The organism is Psychrobacter sp. Pi2-1 (assembly GCF_904846645.1).
Classification (GTDB): Bacteria; Pseudomonadota; Gammaproteobacteria; order Pseudomonadales; family Moraxellaceae; genus Psychrobacter.
On the sequence record NZ_CAJHBO010000001.1, the window covers coordinates 426,726 to 445,010 of the forward strand.

The following is an 18,285-nucleotide window of genomic DNA, read 5'->3' on the forward strand; positions in this document are numbered from 1 at the left end:
ATGATAGAAACGACCTAGATAGTAGCCTCTTAAAAAAGCCGATACGCAAAACAAAGGTAATATTTATGGGTAAGACAAAAATTTTATTAAGAAAAATGAGGCAAGTCATTTTTGGCTCTGAAAAACTGGTGATGACAGAACCGCTTACAACCGCTGATTTTCAATCTCTAACGACTGAGGATGATTTAGATCGGTACAAACAAGAACAAGCCATTCTTTCTGAACGCATAGAAAAAGACATTCTTGATGATGAACTGCGTCGAAAAATGCACCAAGACTTAATCGATACATATGATGAAGAACTAGAAAATGAAATAGATGACTATGCACGTGATTTTCGTTTTAACGGACGTGAGATGAGCGAGCAAGAAAAACTGGATCGACGTACCTACTTCCATGAATTGGTAAGACTACAGCGAGAACTAATAAAATTACAAGACTGGGTAGTTGCACACGGTGAGCGTATTGTCGTTATTTTTGAAGGGCGGGATTCTGCTGGTAAAGGTGGTGCCATTAAACGCATTACCCAACGATTAAACCCACGCGTTTGTAGGGTAGCTGCCCTACCTGCTCCCACCGAGCGCGAGCAAACGCAGTGGTACTTTCAACGTTATGTAGCACACTTGCCAGCAGCAGGCGAAATCGTATTGTTTGACCGCAGTTGGTATAACCGCGGTGGTGTTGAGCGTGTCATGGGATTTTGCACCGATGCACAATATGAAGAGTTTTTTCAATCAGTACCAGAGTTTGAGCGTATGCTCGTACGCTCAGGCATTCGCTTAGTAAAATACTGGTTTTCTATCACTGATGATGAGCAACATGCACGATTTATGAGCCGAATATATGATCCGCTTAAGCAGTGGAAACTCTCACCAATGGACCTACAGTCGCGCAGACGCTGGGAAGATTACACCAAAGCAAAAGAAACCATGTTTGAGCGTACTCATATTCCTGAAGCACCCTGGTGGGTTGTCGAAGGCAATAACAAGAAGCGGGCGCGATTAAATTGTATCGCCCATTTGCTCGACCAAATCCCTTACAAAGAAGTGCCTCGTGACGAAATTGAGTTACCCAATCGCAAACGCGATGATGAGTACTACCGCGAACCTATTCCCGATGATATGTATGTACCGCCTCGTTATTAAGCGACTAGCACCTACTACTATAAAAAATTAAATACACTTGATATAAAAAAGCAGCCTTACTAAATAATAAGGCTGCTTTTTTATATTAATAAGTTAAAAACCACAGCCAAACTTATTAAAGATACAGGTGTGATTTCTAGATATTACCTAGTTATTAATAGATACTACATAGTATAAGTCGATTGCAAGCTATCGATTTTTCCAGCTAGCAAACGCTCAACTTCATTCTTGATTCTTTGGCCAGAGACATCACTGCCAATTTGTACAGCAAACCCTGCTGGGCGACTGCCTTGACTCTTAGAGTTAATCCAAACCACCTTACCATTCATTGGTAGGCGTTCACTAGAGTTAGGTAGCGTGATAGCAATAAACACTTCATCACCCAATTGCTGAGGTTTGTCAGACGGTACAAATAAAGCGCCATTACTGACAAATGACAAATAGCTGGCATATAACATTTCGATACTTTCATAATGACAGGTTAAAATCCCGCCACGTCCTGGCATTGCCATAGTCAGCTTCCTTCATCAACTGGGTTTAATATGTTTATGTAAATGATCGATAGTATATAGTTAAAAACAATTGCAAGTTTTCGAACACTAACTAAGCGTTAAAACATAGCTCTATAAGCTTGCCAACTCTTGCATTAGCTTATCATAGGCAAATTTTTCTTGCACATTTTGTTGCAGTGCGATTTTGGTCTGCTGCACGCTATTGGCAAATGCCTCTAACCCGCTATCGGTAGGCTGATAAGTAGCCAATATCGTTGATAGATTGACATCCTTTTGTAGTTCAACAAGGCCCAAACAGACACGGCGTATATCAAGGAGCATCAGCTCAGATAACTGTATAAATTCTTTAATATTGAGCTGACCTTGCCAATAATCACTTGCCGCCACACCACTACGTTTACCACTACGTAGCGCCTGCCATGTGGTCAGCCACAGGCTGCGCTTGCTATACCATGGTGCTTGTGCCAAAGCTATAGCAGCTAAAGGCGCACCATTGGCTAGTTGTATCAACTGCTCAATCGCAGCGGTACCGACGGCTTCGCGGTTAATCGTGTGACCTAGCGCCTGCGTCACATAATCGACAGCAACGGTCGGCTCAATCGTCTGTAGTGCCAACTGTTGAACACGACTCTTAATCGTTGGCAATAGCTGAGCAGGCGTATCACTAATCAAAAATAGATGCACCTGCGCTTGCGGTTCTTCCAATGTTTTAAGTAGCGCATTGGCAGCGGCCACAGTCATTTTTTCAGCGTGATCTAATACACAGATACGCATCCCTTGCCCGCCTTGATAAATAAAAGGCTGCAAAGCACGAATATCATCTACTTTGATCTTAAGAGCGCTATTGCTAGTAGCTTTAGCGCCTTTTTTATCTTTTGTGCTGTTTGATTTTTCTTGAAGCGCATCGCTCTCCGCACTGATAGGCATACTAACGAGTGGTAATACTTGTAGGCTCGGATGAGTTCCCGACTTGAGCCACTGACAGCTCTCACATACTTCGCAAGCACCTGATGGGTTTGCGCCACGCTCACGGCATAATAGCCAAGCGACCAATCGCCATACAAAGGCGCGTTTACCCATACCTTGCATACCAGCAGCGAGCAATGCATGCGGCAAAGATTGCTGCTTAAGTACGCGCTCGGTCAACTGTAACCACAGTACTTTTTGCCATGGCAGTAGTGGCGCAAAATACATACGGTCTGTGTTATCTAGTGTGTCCATATTTCCTGTCAAATTATTCATGGTTATGGCTCTATCACATTGATTAGGTATTTCAGGTATAGCCACGACAACAATACTTTAGCGTTGTAGAAAACTTAGAATCGCACGCAATTTTGCTCAGACTATTACTTAGTAAAGTTTTGAAAATTATCTAAGCTCATCGCGTTTAGACGGTCTAAATCTTCTTGTGTATCGACGCCAGCTGGTAGCTGACAGGCAGCTTCTGCGATGGCGATATGCTGCCCATTTTCTAAAACACGTAATTGCTCTAAGCTTTCGAGTATCTCAAGTGGTGTTTGTGGCCAGTTTACGAACTGCTGCAATAGACTGACACGATAAGCGTATAAACCCAAATGGCGATAGGCGTTCTTTGGTGGTTGCGTCTGATTATTATCAGACAATACAACGTCACGATCACAAGGAATCGGTGCGCGGCTAAAGTAAAGCGCACGCTGTAAGTTGTCCGCAAATTGGTTGACCACTTTTACTACCGATGGCCGCTGGAACGTATCATAGTCATCGATAGGCTCACAAAGTGTGGCCATCACGCTATTCTCATCCGCTACCAAAAGCGCCTTTACTTGCTCCAAAAGCAATGGCGGTACAAGGGGCTCATCGCCTTGCATATTCACCACAATATCGTGGTCAGCCCAACCTTTGATAGCTGCTACCTCTGCCAAACGATCCGTCCCTGAAGCATGCTCGCTACTGGTCATAACCACATCAAAACCTGCATCGGTGCAAACTTTTGCAATTTGCTCATCATCAGTCGCTATACACATGTCATCAGCAAAACTTGCTGTCTGCGCTTTTTCTGCTACCCAAAGTATCATCGGCTTACCATGAATATTCAGTAATGGCTTACCAGGTAAACGCGTACTCTTAAAACGTGCAGGAATTACGATATGGGTTTTGGCAGGTGTGGTGGCGAATGACATGGCATATTCCTATAAAAATTATACGGCGATTTAGAATATTAGCTGATATTTATAATGAGGCTGACGTATTCATATCATGGTCGATACGAATCCCTAGCGCCTTTAGCCGTTCATCTAGATTATGATAACTATTCTCTGATAATACAGCAGTCACTGGCAACACCCATAGTCTACTGACAAGTTCTACATACTCACCACTGAGTGCTTGTGTCGCTGTATAGTCTGCCAATAATGCGCTGATTTTTACCGCATCTTTACTGGTTACGATGATAGGATAGTCACCATATTGTAAAAGCTCAGCCAAACTAAAATCATAATGGTCAGGGTAAGGGTGCCCTATGACCTCAAAGCCAATAGATTCTAAGGTATCAAAAAACCGCTGCGGATAGCCGATACCACTAACAGCATGGACGCGGCTATTATTAGTAGGCTTCACACTATTTAGTTGAGCTGCACTCGATGTGGGATTCCATAGACGTTGCAACTCAGCTGGTTGCAAATGCATGGTCAAACGGTCAGTAGACTGTATCTTATTACTACTTCTAGAAGTCCGAGTTAAATCTGTAATTAGCTTTTCATGATAGATAACATTTGCACCCTCTAATCGTGACATCGGCTCACGCAAAAAACCCGTTGGTAATAGCTGCTTGTTGCCAAACCCACGGGCGGCATCTACCACAATCCATTCGATATCACGCTGTAGTGCATAATGCTGCAAACCATCATCTGCAATAATCAACTGCAAATTCGGCTCTGCCTTTAATAAAGTGGCAATCGCTTGCTGACGATTGGGACACACTGCCATAGCAGCGCCTGTCATATGAGCAATCAAGCACGGCTCATCCCCTACTACATGGGGTAAACTGGTAGCACTAACCAATGCAGGCATTTGACTCGTATCACCGCCATACCCGCGACTGATTACCCCTACGTTTACACCTTTCTTTTGCAGATAGGTGACCAGAGCAATAATCAACGGCGTCTTACCACTACCGCCAACACTGATGTTACCAATGACCATAACAGGAATAGGAGCTCGATAGCTTGATAATAGGCCGACCTTATAAGCCTGACGACGCAGCAAAATGATGAAACCGTATAACCAACTGATAGGCAGCAACAACCACAACCAAACAGCTTGACGTTGCCATGCGCGGGTGACTGTCGTCTCAATACTCATTAATCAATATCGCTTATCTTATTGGCTCATGACTGCGTGAAAATTGGCTAAAAACTTCTAAACTGGCTACTCAAAATCTCGAGCATACATTTGCGCATAGTGGCCTTGCAGCTGCATCAGCTCATTGTGCGTTCCTAACTCAACAATCTGACCGCCATCCATCACAGCAATACGATCCGCTGATTCGATAGTCGTCAGGCGATGGGCAATGACCAATGTGGTACGGTCTTTCATCACATTATCGAGCGCTTGCTGAATATAATACTCAGACTCATTATCAAGCGCGCTGGTGGCTTCATCTAAAATTAGAATCGGTGCATCTTTTAGTAGCGCGCGAGCAATCGATAATCGCTGACGCTGACCACCAGATAGTTGCAACCCTTCAGCACCAATTTCACTCTGATAGCCATTTGGCATTTTCATAATAAAGTCATGAGCGAAGGCATCTTTTGCTGCTTGTTCAACCTCAGCTTGAGTCTTGTCAGCTAGGCTGCCGTAAGCAATATTATTAAGTACGGTAGTATTAAACAATACTACTTGTTGGTTCACCATTGCAATCTGGGCACGCAAACTCTCTAACTTAATATCTTCAATAGGCATACCATCCAATGTGATTTGCCCTGAAGACGTCTCTAGAGTACGTGTTAATAAATTGACTAGTGAGGACTTGCCCGCGCCACTTCGCCCTACTAGTGCAACTGTCTCGCCTGCTTTAATATTCAAGGTAAAGTCACGTAGAGCCACCGTCGAATCTGGATATACCAAGCTGATATTATCTAACGACATTTGCCCTGATAGCGCTTTGCTGATTGTGCCCGTGTCTTCTTCTTCTGGCTCATCAAGTAGCGCAAAAATCGACTCACCGGCAGCCAGACCTTTTTGCAGCTTCTGATTAATATCGGTTAGTGAACGTACTGGCTTACTCAATAAACCTGCTGCTGCAATGTAAGAGATGAACTCACCTGCTGAAATATCATCTATTACTGCAGGTCGCAACGCAAGCCAGACGACAACGGCCATCGCAACCGCCATCAACAGCTGTACGGCTGGCGTATTAATACTATTGGTAACAACCACCTTCATACCTTGGCGTAAGTTTTTCTTGGATGTTTTGTCAAAACGTGCTGACTCGTATGATTGACCACCGTAGTTTTTGACCACTTGATAGCCGCCGATGACTTCATTGGTAATGTGACTGACATTACCCATCGTCTCTTGGATACCTTTTGAGAGCTTAAGATAGCGCTTTGATGCAATGCGTACCAGCCATAGTATTGGTGGCAAGACAACAAACAAAATAAGCGTTAGACGCCAATTGCTATAGAACAAAAAACCAATCAACGCGACAACGGTCAAACCATCACGTAGCAAGGTCTTCATTGAGTCTGTACTGGCGGCCGTGACCTGTTCAACATCAAATATTAATTTCGATGAAATCGTACCAGCTGGATTGGCCAAATAAAACGAGCTAGGTAAGCGCAGTAATTTATTAAAAACTTCTACACGTAGCTCATAGACTAAGTTGCGTGAGACCAATGCAGAGTAATAGTTACCCAAAAAACTACCAACCCCGCGCACAAAGAATAGCAATATAATCAATAGCGGAAATAAGGCTTGTTTGCTTCGATCATTCTGATTGATAGCATCAGTAATATATTGCAGAAGCTTGGCAGTCCAAATCTCTGTCCCTGCATTAATCGCAAAACCTAACGCCGTCAGTAGCAATGCCCACCAGTAAGGCTTTAAATACCTTAATAAGCGTAATAACGTCTTACTTTTAGGGGTAACGGGCGATACTGCCGATGCATTTTTAGCAGAAGATTTTTTAGAGTCAGGTAAATAAGCTTGGCTCATAAAAGCCTCAATTTGGGTATCGTGGTATGAATGGGCTGTGTGTCACACAGTTTTATGATGGTAAGGCTATATATGTTATTGCGGCAGCGTTTGGCCAAGTGGTACCACTGTACTGATGTTTAAATTCAAAAACCCGAGCTTTCCAGCAATATCCATTACTCGTACCACAGACTGATGAGTCGCATTGGCATCCGCTGCAATGACAAATAGCATATCGCGATTGCTGCCCGCCTCTTGCTGCAACATACTGGTCAGTTCAGCCTCATTGCTACTAGCAAGTGTAATGCCGTTGACCAAATAGCTACCATCTTCTTGCACAGCTACTTCGATACTATTGTTTTGTTCTGTCAGTGCGACACCTTCGGCTTCCGGAAGGATAATATTTAAACGACTAAAGTGATTGAATGAGGTAGCAAGTAATAAAAACACAATCAAAAACAGTAAACAATCAATCATCGGTGTTAGATTAATTTCAAGCGGTTCAACCGTTGGTTTTCTAAAACGCATATCAATCTCTTTAATTCAGCTACCATTTATAGGCTTAAGATTTCTATTCTTTAAAACCGCATTGACTACACTGCCGCTATGCTGGTCTTATCAGAATCCAACCCACCGAATGAACGTTCTTGCACAATACTATCTTCTATTGACAGACGGCTAGAAGATGTAGATGGCTGCGTACTAGCAAGTAAGTGATAATCATACAGCTCTTGAATCATAAGCCCTGCTTGAGTCTCAAATTGAGCATTTATATCAATGATACGGCGCTGAAAATAACGATAAGCAACCAACGCAGGGATAGCAACAATCATACCAGCAGCGGTAGTGATTAGTGCCTGTGATACGCCAGCGGCTAGCATCGTCGGATCTTGCATGGCACCATCGGTAATCGCCAAGAATGATGATATGATCCCTAGTACCGTACCTAATAGGCCAAGTAACGGAGCTATCGCACCGATAGTACCTAGCATATTGATGTTTTTTTCTAATTGATGAACTTGTACACTGGCACGATTTTGCATATGCATCGTCATCGACTCTAGCCCGTACTGACGATATAGCAAACCCGTTGCCAAGATATCGCCAAGTGCCGTCTTTTCTTTTACATTCATTAACTGTGTACGGCCAATATCGCCATTTTCACGTAAACGAGTTATTAGCTGTTCGCGCAACCTGCTAGGAGCGACTTTATTAAACTGTAGCGTATGACTACGTTCAATGATGATGACTAATGCCAATATAGAACAGACCACGATAGGTGTCATTAGCCAGCCACCTGCTTTTACCAACTCCCACATACCCACTCTCTTCCGTATTTTTGCAAAAATAGTTGTTCAGAGGCGATTTAGCATTTGGATAGATACGGCTAACTCGCAAACGTTCTTAAGCCTGAGCTTCTATATGTTTAATCAGCGCAGCTAATTGATCTTGATTGTGGAAAAATATCTCAACACTACCTTGACCATCTTTTTTATGTTTTAGTTTGACTTCAGCACCAAGCATGTCTGTCAATCTTTGGGTCAAACGCTCTACATCCCGAGATTGTACTTGTTCAGCACGATTGATTTTGGGCGCTGGCTGCAAGATTGACTTGACCAACTTTTCAGCTTCTCGCACGGTCATACCGCCATCGATAATCTTTTGCGCGATGATAGGTTGCTGTTCAGAGGACAACGCCAACAGTGTACGAGCATGACCCATATCTAGCGCACTGTTGGCCAAATGGTCTTTTACTGTATCATGCAGCTGATTTAAACGAAGTAGATTCGATACTGTCGTACGCGCCTTGCCAACGACTTCAGCAATCATGGCATGACTCATACCAAATTCCGTATGAAATCGCTGCAACGCCGCTGCCTGCTCAATCACTGATAAGTCTTCGCGCTGGATGTTTTCAATCAGTGCCAATGCAATTGCCAACTCATCAGATAAGGCACGCTCAATCGCAGGGATAACCGCTTTTCCTGCCATTTTTGCTGCGCGCCAGCGGCGTTCACCAGCGATAATTTCGTGAGTGACAAACGCTTCACTCTTATCTTCATTTGCCAATAGCGGGCGGATAACGATAGGCTGCATCACGCCATGCTGCTCGATAGAAGACGCCAATTCTGCAAGTGCCGTCTCACTCATATCTCGACGAGGCTGGTACTTACCTGCTTGCAAACGTGTGACATCAATCTGCACAAGGCTAATCTGGTCTTCGGTTGCGCTCGTATCTGCACTATTGCCACGCGATTTGTTGAGCGACGCCTTGCTAGTAGTACGAGGTGAACGTGGCGCGCGAGTGCTATTCTCGCTAGCAGTATCGTTATCAGTAGTCTTCGCAGATGATTTTTTACTGGCTTTTGTCGGAGTGATATCAGGCGCTATATCTGTGGATACAGTATCTACAGGCGCATTAGCCTCTACAGGCACATTAATATCTGGCGCAGCATTTTCACGCGCCACCATGTCGTCTTGCAAGGCAGAGGCGGTAATTTGCTTTTCTTTTTTGATTGACCCTAATAAGGCATCTAAGCCCCGATTAGCAGCCAACCCTCTTTTCTTCGCCATGATTACCTATCCTCTAACGCTAAAATAAAAGCCAATTGATTACTGATGCGGCTTACTAAATACAATGTTAAGTGTTTTATACTTATGCTATTCATTCACTGTGCTGATCAGTGACGCTTTTTATCTAAAAATCCTTTGTAAGAACTTTAGATAAAAACTAGTTGCTTTGTTTCATCACTTCAGCGGCGAGCTTTTGATACGCGCGTGCACCTTTTGACCACCTCTCATACGCAATAACTGGTAAGCCGTGCGCAGGAGCTTCTGCCAAGCGAATATTTCTTGGAATATGAGTCTTGTACATGATATCGCCAAAATGCGCTTCTAGCTCAGTAGAGACATCACGGGCAAGCGTGTTGCGTGCATCAAATAGCGTTCTGACCACACCGCGAATATATAGCTTAGGGTTCAACTCTGTAAGACGTTCAATCGTTTGCGATAAGTCAGCCAACCCTTCTAGTGCATAGTACTCACACTGCATAGGGATAATCACACTATCCGTAGCCACCAACGCATTAATCGTCAGTAGATTCAAACTAGGCGCACAATCGATAATCACATAATCGTATGGCTGTTTTTGCGTGGATACCTGATCGTTAACCAATTCAGCCATGGCGGTTTTAAACAGTTCATGACTGTCCGTCTTACTCATTAAGGTAATGTCCATGCCAGCCAAATCGCGATTGGCACCGATGACATCGAACCCAGCAGGACTGGTAACAATTGCTTCAGACAACGCGACACCATCTAGCAAAACGTCCGCTATGGTAAGATCCAACTCGTTTTTGTCAACACCTGTACCACTGGTCGCATTGCCTTGTGGGTCTAAGTCAATCAGCAGTACATGCTTGCGTTTAGCAGCCAAGCTGGCGGTCAAATTTACTGCCGTTGTGGTTTTACCCACACCGCCTTTTTGATTCGCAATGGCTATGATTTCCATACACTCACTCAATTTTATTAGGGTCTATTACTTTTGACTCGGTTGGTACAATTATTTTTATTCAATCTTGTACAGCGACACTCGCTTAGTATTTAAAAATAAGCAATTTATGGTCTAAAATGCTCAGTTTGCGGTCGAGCATTTTAAATGCTTTTAAATACTATGTCATTTAGATACAGACGTAAACTGTGTTTCACAAAAAACAGTGCCTGTTTCATGACTGCGAAGTGTTTATGGCTTAACTATCTTTAGCAGACATTTCAATTAAATGACGATTGTCATGCAAACTTGGCACCGTCAGCTTAATGGTTTTGATATGCCAATCACTATCAAGTGCTTGCAGCTCTTCTTCATTCGGTACTTTACCTTTCATAGCGCATAAGAAGCCGCCATCTGCCAATCTCGGCTGCGCGACTTCTACAAAATCTATCAAACTGGCAAACGCTCGTGATGTCACCACCGCATAGCTTGCTTCATGCGCTTCAATACGCGATGCGATCGGCTGCATATTACTCAAGCCAAGCTCGCTGCTGATTTGCTTAATAAAGCGGACTTTCTTCTGATTGCTATCAAGAGCCGTACACTGGCGCTCAGGCTGACAAATGGCAATAATAACTGCTGGCAACCCTGCTCCCGTGCCGATATCTAGCAACGATCCGGCGGGTAAATGCGTTATAATAGACAGACAATCTATCACATGCTTGATCAGCGCTTCTTCTGGATCAGTGATCGCGGTCAGATTATACGCTTTATTCCATAATAAAAGCTGGTCTAAGTACAATAATAACGTGCGCTGCTGCGTTTCACTTAACGGCAGACCCAGCTCATTTATCGCTTGCGCCAAAATATTAGCCAGCTTTGGCAGTTGCGCACCAAGCTTTACGAAACCAGTCGGATCAATATTGATATTACCCATACTAGCAGACGATGAAGAGTTTTTAGCGGAAGCTGACATACAACGAGTTATCCAGTTTTGACTTGTGAACCGTTTATTTTATCATGCAGTCTGCCCATTGAATAGTTGCAGATTGCGCCAATGTGGGACATCTTATACTATCTACGCTTATCATGAGGCGTTATTCTGCTTTGATTGCCTTCAATTCGCTGATTAAGTCATTCGTTTTTTACTGTTTACGCTCAAGCATTTGCCTAAATATGATACAAAACTGCGCTTAATGACTTCGCTAATAGGTGACTATATCTTGTAAGATGTCATGATTGATTATAAAAAAATCAGAATACGCATGACTAGATAAAACCAATCACTTCTCATATTCCTTTAATACTTTTTAAGATGATTTTTCAAACGCCTATGACAGAACAACCCTACACACCTATATCGCCAGTATCAAAAGACGCTAACAATATGGTAGTACCTACTACTGACTCAAAAAATACTAAGCAAACAGCACCTGATACCCCAAACCCTATCTTCATAGAGGTTCAGCAAAATTGTCGCATTTCCGCTGAGCAATTAAAACGCTATAGCGACCCTGATGAATTGCCTACAGATACACGCACTGCGCCCGACTTAGATGTGGGCTTCGGTCAACAACGCGCGCTCAAAGCATTACATACAGCGCTGGATATTAAAGCCAGTGGCTATCATGTGTTTGCCGCTGGTGAAAACGGTTTGGGTAAGCGTACTGTAATTAGTCGTCTGTTAACACGTATTGCCGCCGACGCACCGACGCCAGATGATTGGGTATACGTGCATAATTTCACTGATCCACGCACACCATTGGCGCTGCGTCTACCAGCTGGTCAAGCCTCGCTATTACAGCAGCAAGTTAATAACTTATGGCAGCAAGCAAAAAAACGTTTAAGCCAACGCTTTCGTAGCGATCAATACCAGAGCAAAATCGAAGCTATCAAAAACAGTACTCATCAAAAAGAAAGTCATGCCTATGACGCGCTTAATGCTGAAGGCAAACAATATGACCTAGCATTAACGTTTCGCTCGTTTGATAATAAAGCTGTATTTGTTCATCCTAGTCAACTGCCTACAGAAAGCAACAGCGGTGATAACGAACAGGTAGAAACACCTAACAATCAAAAAAATTCAGAAAAGCTCGATGATAGCGAAAAAATTAACATTTTGAGCGATGAAGATAATGGATATAAGGAAAACCAAGATTCTACATATGGCAATAATGAGTATGAAGCTGAGCTGAATAACTTTGTACAAAAAAACCATATGCAAAAGCGTCTGAGTCAATTGACTATCGCTTTAGAGCAACTAGAAGACGAAGCCAACGATGAGATAGAGGCATTACATCGTAGTATTGCCCAACGTGCTTTACAGCCATTGTTCACTCCTATCTATGAGCAGTTTGCGACTCATCCACTTGTCGTGGCATATCTCAAGGCTGTATTTGATGACATGGTCACTCACGTAGAGCGTATCGTCAATGGCGATGATGAGGAGTTTGTGACGGCAGTTTTGGCTACGACGCCTAGTCGTTATGCAGTCAATGTTATTGTCAGTCATACACCTGACAGTGGCGCGCCAGTGGTTTTTGAAGATTTGCCAACCCATCTCAATTTGTTAGGGCATGTCGAGCAAATCACCCAATTAGGCACAGTAACCACTGACGTGAGTATGATTCGTGCAGGTGCTCTACATCGCGCTAATGGCGGCTATTTACTGTTAGAAGCCAGCCACGTACTTGAACATCCTTATGCATGGCAAGGCTTAAAGCGCGCATTACAATCACGAAAAATCAAACTGTCTAGTCTAGAGCAAATGCTGACGCTAACCGGTAGCTTATCTCTCTCACCCGCGCCTATTGATTTAGATATCAAAGTTATCTTGTTAGGTGAAGCAGATTTATATTATGAGCTGCTGGAGCTTGAGCCTGAGTTTGATGCGGTATTCAAAGTCCGAGCTGACTTTCATGACGATGTGCCTCGTACCATTGAGCATGAATTGGCATTGGTCGCAAAAATGGCCGATATCATCGACTATGCCGACCTTTATCCGTTTGATAGTAGCGCGCAGGCCACACTACTTGAGCACTTAAGCTTGCAAGCTGAAGAACAAGATCGTTTAAGCCTACACAGTGACTTATTGATTAAACTATTGCATGAATCAAACCGTCACGCTCGCTTAAATAATGAGACTATGGTGACGGCAGATCATGTCACTCAAGCAATCGATGACATGGATGAGCGTTCAGGATATTTACGCGATCTGTACTGGGATGAGCTGAAAAACGGCCAGCAGCTAATCCAAACGCAAGGCGATGCTATTGGACAAGTTAATGCATTGACCGTGGTCAGTTATGCTGATAGTGAGTTTGGCATGCCAGCACGGCTTACTGCGGTCATTCAGCCCAATATTGGCACAGGTGAAATTCTTGATATTGAGCGCGATGTAGACTTGGGTGGTAGTTTACACGCCAAGGGTATGCTGATTATGACCAGCTATTTGCGAGCGCTGTTTAGTCAACATCATGCACTGAACTTTAGTGCCTCACTGGCGTTCGAGCAGAGCTACGCGCAAATCGATGGCGATAGTGCCACCGTTAGCGAAGGCTGTGCATTGCTATCCGCGTTAGCAAACGTCCCCATCAATCAGTCTCTTGCGATTACTGGGTCTATGAACCAGTTAGGCGAAGTACAAGCAGTTGGTGGTATCAATGCCAAAATCGCAGGTTTTTTCGATGCCTGCCGCGAGCAAGAGCTAACAGGCGATCAAGGCGTTGTCATTCCGATGGCTAATGTCAAACAGCTGATGCTACGTGACGACATTATCGATGCAGTAAATAGAGGCAAATTTCATATCTATGGCGTCTATACGCTAAGTGAAGCCCTGACGCTGATGACTGGTTTGCCCATCGACACCATGAATAAAAAAGGCCGTTATCGTAAAGATACTTTATTTGGCAAAGTATTAAGCCGTCTGATGCTGTGGGATGAAAACCAAGAAAGCACTGATGACATCGATGATGAAAATTCCAAAAAGAAAGCGAAGAAAAAGCGTAAAGAAAAACGTCCAAAGAAAGAAGATAAGAGAATAAAAGAAAAGCGAAAAGGTGAGAGAAGTGATAAGAAAGGTAGCGAGGAAAGTAACAAGCAAAGCGATGCTAAGCCTATTGATGACACCCTAAACGATAGCGAGACAACAGCTGTCGATGAGGATGGCAATTAAAATTTAAACGGTACTACCGATACGCACATTGCTGTTCGACTAGATTCATTGTTATATCTATGGCTAGATCGAGCAGCAACCATCGAATAGCAACTATTAAATAAACATACGCATGCATGAACGTCGCTAGACGCTACGCTGCTTTTCTGCGATGATTAACGGTTCCTGATCGAGTAATATCGTGCCAGAAACCGACTTGTAACTTCATAAAGGGTATCTCTTAATGACTGTACATCCTACTGATGCTGATAACATCCAAGCTCAGTCCAATCCTAGCGAGCAGGCAGGTGCGCTTGCAGCTGTAGACACTGGTACCTCAAAAGAGGCCAATGCCGCCAATATTAGTGACAATCGACATGGTGCGGCAACGACTGCTCGGCAATGGCAAGTACTATCACAACTACAGCGCAATCGCTGGGTAGGCACCACGCATATTTATGAGCAGCTGATGATGGCAGGCTTCGATATCAGCCTACGTACTGTTCAACGCGATTTAAATGCCCTTGCAAAACGCTTCCCTATCGAAAAAAACAATGCCAATCCTCAAGGTTGGCGCTGGAAAGAAGATGCCCCATTACAAAGTTTGCCGCATATGAACTTATCACAAGCGGTTGCTTTTAATATGGTTGAGGCCAATCTGACCCAGTTACTGCCACCTGTTATCTTAGATGAATTATTTCCTTGGTTTGACTTAGCACGGCGACAGCTTAAAAACAGCAAAGTGACCCACTCTTGGATAGACAGAGTGCGTATTGAGCCTGCCACCCAGCCACTTATCGCACCAGATATAGATTTAGACAGTAAAGATAATATTTACCACGCGCTATTTTATCAACTGCAGATTCATGCTTGTTATACTCGTAGCAACAAATCACAAGCCAGCGAATATATCCTAAATCCAATCGCAATTATCCAGCGTGGCGTGATTATCTATCTGCTGGCAACTCGTACTGACGATCCAGAAGCCACCATTCGCACCTTTGCCTTACATCGGTTTGATAGTGTTGAGATTCTCGAAACCGCTGCAAAAACGCCAGAAAACTTTCAACTCGATACGTATTTGGATGAAGGCAGCATGGGCTTTAGCCACCCACTGTTTGGCGAATTGGACGAGCGTGGCAAGAATACCGCTGTTGAGCTTAGGTTTACTAGGCAGGCTGGTAAAAGTCTGACTGAAAGTAAGCTTAATGACGATCAAACCGTGACGCTAAATGAGGATAACACCCTTACTGTAAAAGCCACTGTTAACTTGACCTCACAGCTGGTCTGGTGGCTACGTGGGTTTGGGAGTGGGTTATTAGATGCTAAGCCTGAACTACTTTATCAAGCAGTATTAGATAAGTCTTCAACAGCAATCAGTGAGTGACATCACTGACCTGAGTTAGGCTAACATCCGCACGCCTTATGTAAGCAAGCACCAAATCTAGATAACGGTTAGAAACTAAGAATAAAAAAGGAAAGTTATGTCGACCACTGCCCCATCACCACTGTTGTCAGATAGTTTACGAGGACTTGGACTAGACGCAGGGACTTTGTTCTTTGCGCTCAATTATGAATTTACCAAAATTGAGCCAAAAGGTATGTTTAAGCGCTTCAAAAAAAATCAAAGCGCGATGGATATTGATCTGGCTTGTGTATTGTACGATGACAATTGCGTCATCAGTGACATCGTTTGGTTTAAGCAATTACGAGATAAAGCTGAATCGGTCAAGCATCAAGGTGACAGCTTAAATGGTAAGGATCGCGGTGAACAAGCCATGTATCTTGCCCCGCTTGATCAAGAGCAAATCAGATTGGAGCTTGAGAAAATACCTACTCATATTACTCATATTGGTTTAATTGCCAACTCATACCATAGCCATTCGTTTTCTAGAGTCAAGAAAGGCGAAATTCATCTGAGTGACGATGAAGGAAACCGTTGTTTCGAAGTCAACCTTAAGCAGCTCCCACGCGACTGCACCACGCTATGGGTAGCGCATTTGCGTCGATCTGTTGACGACTGGCATTTAACATTGCAAAACTTACCACTCACTGCAGAAGATCTAGCAAATGCAGCACAAGAAGTAGCTCATGAGTTAGCACGTGCACTGCCCATTCCTCAGGGTATATAAGAGCAACTGGTCATCGAATATAAAAGAGGTCTTATGCTATCCAAACACAAGACCTCTTTTTATGGGCAAATCATTGATTGTAATTAACTTCTAAGAACCTATCTCTCATAAATCATTTCACACTTGCCTATAAAACTTCACCGCAATGCGGACAGAAGTTTTTTTGGCGCGTTTCAACTTCTTTCTCACGCCGTTCAAGTTCTTGCTCTCGAAGTACCTGTAAGACGATATTTTGTGCCTGCTCTTTATCTAAACCCAGCTCTCGACGAATTTTATCAATCATCATCTGATTCTGTACCAGATCAAAATCGCTATCAATGAGCTGCTCACGAAAATGCTGTTCAAGCTCTTCACGGCGCTGAGCCAACTCATTTGCTAGTCCTGTCGCTAGAATACCCGCCGGCAGTGCAGCGAGACCCACACCCAATATCGTAATGACAGCACCCAATATTTTTCCCGCATTAGTAATTGGCGTGACATCTCCGTAGCCTACTGTTGTTAGTGTCACCACAGCCCACCACATCGCTTTAGGTATGGACTCAAATTCGTCTGGCTGTGCGTGATTCTCCACTAGATAAATACCGCTAGAGGCGGTCACAATCATAATAATAAGAATAAAGATAACAGCCTGAAACGAGCCTCGCTCCTTGCTAATCACGACTAGCAAGATACGCATTGAGGCAAAATAACGCGTCAATTTTAGGATTCGAAACAAACGTAAAATACGCAAGAAACGCAAATCAATATTGACAAAGAAATTCAAAAAGGCGGGCACGATGGCTACTAAATCAATCAATGCGGATGGGCTTCTGAGCCAATCCCATCGCTGTTTCCATGTTGTGTTATCAGGCTTGGCTTCAGCCACACTCCACAGGCGCAATAAGTATTCAATGGAAAAGACAACGATAGAGAAATTTTCAAATAAGGTGAAGTAATCTTGATAAGGGTAATACCACTGATCGACAGACTCGGCTATCACAGCAGCTACGTTAGTCATAATCAAAAATATAAGAAAATAATCAACGTAACGGCTAAATAACGTGTCATGTTCTTCATTTTGTAAAATATCATAAACAAAATGACGCAAGCGCCGTATAGATTGGAATAACATGCCAGCCCTATGCGGTGAAATACCGATTTGATATTAATAGAATAAAACAACAGTCAAACAATAAAAACCAAATTTTCGTCACAGAACATAGGAGATATTTACAGTAATCATCCGTGATTTTTATCAGAAACGCTTCATTTGGTACTGACTCGTCATTATCAGCAATGACTATCGGCTATACGAAATGCAGATAATAAATATAGACCGATACCAGCAGTATAAACACAATTAGTAGGATAGAGAACCTTAAGAACTGTTCGTCAGCACGCAGCTGCTGGCTAATGTCTTGCACAGGTATCAAAAATAAGTGACATTCAGGACAACAAGAGTCTACCTGATTCAGTATTTTCATTGTACGCGCATTCGTACAGCGTAGAGGGGAGTTACTGCAATAGCCAAGCATAATATATTGCACCTCTTGTTGAATCGTAAATAAGAGATACCGACTTACGTCAATGACACTTACTTAAAAAGCAGCTTTTATTGTGTTTAATTATAGACTGTAGACAATTGAATTACACGTAAATGTAATTTATTGCAAAAACATTGCTAATTTATATTTAAAACCTT

Annotated in this window: 15 protein-coding genes; 4 read left to right on the forward strand and 11 right to left on the reverse strand. The window is 43.3% G+C overall.

Translation table 11 applies throughout. From position 1 onward, the window contains the following. Positions 1-65 precede the first annotated feature (65 nt). A complete protein-coding gene (ppk2, locus tag JMX91_RS01645) occupies positions 66-1,145 on the forward strand; it encodes a polyphosphate kinase 2 (RefSeq protein WP_265089146.1) in 1,080 nt (359 codons plus the stop codon). A gap of 164 nt (positions 1,146-1,309) precedes the next feature. Here ppk2 and JMX91_RS01650 read toward each other — a convergent pair whose 3' ends face one another. The 10 genes from JMX91_RS01650 to rsmG form a co-directional block, all read right to left on the reverse strand. After that, positions 1,310-1,657 carry a PilZ domain-containing protein gene (locus tag JMX91_RS01650; protein WP_101205408.1) on the reverse strand — a complete coding sequence of 116 codons (348 nt, stop codon included), beginning with the start codon at positions 1,655-1,657 and terminating at the stop codon, positions 1,310-1,312. A gap of 111 nt (positions 1,658-1,768) precedes the next feature. Beyond that, a complete protein-coding gene (locus JMX91_RS01655) occupies positions 1,769-2,899 on the reverse strand; it encodes a DNA polymerase III subunit delta' (RefSeq protein WP_201547392.1) in 1,131 nt (376 codons plus the stop codon). 104 nt (positions 2,900-3,003) lie between these two features. Next, positions 3,004-3,816, reverse strand: coding sequence for a 3-deoxy-manno-octulosonate cytidylyltransferase (kdsB, locus tag JMX91_RS01660; protein ID WP_201547393.1), 813 nt, complete (start codon positions 3,814-3,816; stop codon positions 3,004-3,006). 49 nt (positions 3,817-3,865) lie between these two features. Then, entirely contained in the window at positions 3,866-4,996 is a 1,131-nt protein-coding gene (gene lpxK, locus JMX91_RS01665) for a tetraacyldisaccharide 4'-kinase (protein WP_201547394.1), read from the reverse strand. A gap of 66 nt (positions 4,997-5,062) precedes the next feature. Further along, positions 5,063-6,850, reverse strand: coding sequence for a lipid A export permease/ATP-binding protein MsbA (msbA, locus tag JMX91_RS01670; protein ID WP_201547395.1), 1,788 nt, complete (start codon positions 6,848-6,850; stop codon positions 5,063-5,065). Positions 6,851-6,925: 75 nt separating this feature from the next. After that, the gene (locus JMX91_RS01675) at positions 6,926-7,357 is read right to left on the reverse strand and encodes an ExbD/TolR family protein (protein WP_057759437.1); all 432 of its coding nucleotides are present in this window, start codon (positions 7,355-7,357) and stop codon (positions 6,926-6,928) included. Between the two features lie 65 nt (positions 7,358-7,422). After that, positions 7,423-8,148: a MotA/TolQ/ExbB proton channel family protein gene (locus JMX91_RS01680; protein WP_201547396.1), complete on the reverse strand. Its 726-nt coding sequence runs from the start codon at positions 8,146-8,148 to the stop codon at positions 7,423-7,425. Between the two features lie 85 nt (positions 8,149-8,233). Further along, positions 8,234-9,403 (reverse strand): ParB/RepB/Spo0J family partition protein, encoded by a 1,170-nt coding sequence (locus JMX91_RS01685; RefSeq protein ID WP_201547397.1) that lies wholly within the window; start codon positions 9,401-9,403, stop codon positions 8,234-8,236. 157 nt (positions 9,404-9,560) lie between these two features. Beyond that, the gene (locus JMX91_RS01690; protein WP_057759431.1) at positions 9,561-10,340 is read right to left on the reverse strand and encodes a ParA family protein; all 780 of its coding nucleotides are present in this window, start codon (positions 10,338-10,340) and stop codon (positions 9,561-9,563) included. Between the two features lie 238 nt (positions 10,341-10,578). Further along, positions 10,579-11,295 carry a 16S rRNA (guanine(527)-N(7))-methyltransferase RsmG gene (rsmG, locus tag JMX91_RS01695; RefSeq protein WP_201547398.1) on the reverse strand — a complete coding sequence of 239 codons (717 nt, stop codon included), beginning with the start codon at positions 11,293-11,295 and terminating at the stop codon, positions 10,579-10,581. 357 nt (positions 11,296-11,652) lie between these two features. Here rsmG and JMX91_RS01700 point away from each other — a divergent pair, with 357 nt between their 5' ends. From JMX91_RS01700 to JMX91_RS01710, 3 genes are all read left to right on the forward strand, one after another. After that, the gene (locus tag JMX91_RS01700; RefSeq protein WP_201547399.1) at positions 11,653-14,493 is read left to right on the forward strand and encodes an ATP-binding protein; all 2,841 of its coding nucleotides are present in this window, start codon (positions 11,653-11,655) and stop codon (positions 14,491-14,493) included. Between the two features lie 223 nt (positions 14,494-14,716). Then, positions 14,717-15,859 carry a helix-turn-helix transcriptional regulator gene (locus tag JMX91_RS01705; protein ID WP_201547400.1) on the forward strand — a complete coding sequence of 381 codons (1,143 nt, stop codon included), beginning with the start codon at positions 14,717-14,719 and terminating at the stop codon, positions 15,857-15,859. Positions 15,860-15,956: 97 nt separating this feature from the next. After that, entirely contained in the window at positions 15,957-16,604 is a 648-nt protein-coding gene (locus tag JMX91_RS01710; protein WP_201547401.1) for a TerD family protein, read from the forward strand. 127 nt (positions 16,605-16,731) lie between these two features. Here the strand turns inward: JMX91_RS01710 and JMX91_RS01715 are convergent, their stop codons facing one another. Continuing rightward, a complete protein-coding gene (locus tag JMX91_RS01715) occupies positions 16,732-17,715 on the reverse strand; it encodes an ion transporter (protein ID WP_057759421.1) in 984 nt (327 codons plus the stop codon). Between the last annotated feature and the right edge of the window lie 570 nt (positions 17,716-18,285).

Excerpts from the sequence above, each read along its gene's own strand:
- ppk2 (WP_265089146.1), top strand. The coding sequence starts at position 66 with ATGGGTAAGACAAAAATTTTATTAAGAAAAATGAGGCAAGTCATTTTT.
- JMX91_RS01650 (WP_101205408.1), bottom strand. The coding sequence starts at position 1,657 with ATGGCAATGCCAGGACGTGGCGGGATTTTAACCTGTCATTATGAAAGT.
- JMX91_RS01655 (WP_201547392.1), bottom strand. The coding sequence starts at position 2,899 with ATGAATAATTTGACAGGAAATATGGACACACTAGATAACACAGACCGT.
- kdsB (WP_201547393.1), bottom strand. The coding sequence starts at position 3,816 with ATGTCATTCGCCACCACACCTGCCAAAACCCATATCGTAATTCCTGCA.
- lpxK (WP_201547394.1), bottom strand. The coding sequence starts at position 4,996 with ATGAGTATTGAGACGACAGTCACCCGCGCATGGCAACGTCAAGCTGTT.
- msbA (WP_201547395.1), bottom strand. The coding sequence starts at position 6,850 with ATGAGCCAAGCTTATTTACCTGACTCTAAAAAATCTTCTGCTAAAAAT.
- JMX91_RS01675 (WP_057759437.1), bottom strand. The coding sequence starts at position 7,357 with ATGCGTTTTAGAAAACCAACGGTTGAACCGCTTGAAATTAATCTAACA.
- JMX91_RS01680 (WP_201547396.1), bottom strand. The coding sequence starts at position 8,148 with ATGTGGGAGTTGGTAAAAGCAGGTGGCTGGCTAATGACACCTATCGTG.
- JMX91_RS01685 (WP_201547397.1), bottom strand. The coding sequence starts at position 9,403 with ATGGCGAAGAAAAGAGGGTTGGCTGCTAATCGGGGCTTAGATGCCTTA.
- JMX91_RS01690 (WP_057759431.1), bottom strand. The coding sequence starts at position 10,340 with ATGGAAATCATAGCCATTGCGAATCAAAAAGGCGGTGTGGGTAAAACC.
- rsmG (WP_201547398.1), bottom strand. The coding sequence starts at position 11,295 with ATGTCAGCTTCCGCTAAAAACTCTTCATCGTCTGCTAGTATGGGTAAT.
- JMX91_RS01700 (WP_201547399.1), top strand. The coding sequence starts at position 11,653 with ATGACAGAACAACCCTACACACCTATATCGCCAGTATCAAAAGACGCT.
- JMX91_RS01705 (WP_201547400.1), top strand. The coding sequence starts at position 14,717 with ATGACTGTACATCCTACTGATGCTGATAACATCCAAGCTCAGTCCAAT.
- JMX91_RS01710 (WP_201547401.1), top strand. The coding sequence starts at position 15,957 with ATGTCGACCACTGCCCCATCACCACTGTTGTCAGATAGTTTACGAGGA.
- JMX91_RS01715 (WP_057759421.1), bottom strand. The coding sequence starts at position 17,715 with ATGTTATTCCAATCTATACGGCGCTTGCGTCATTTTGTTTATGATATT.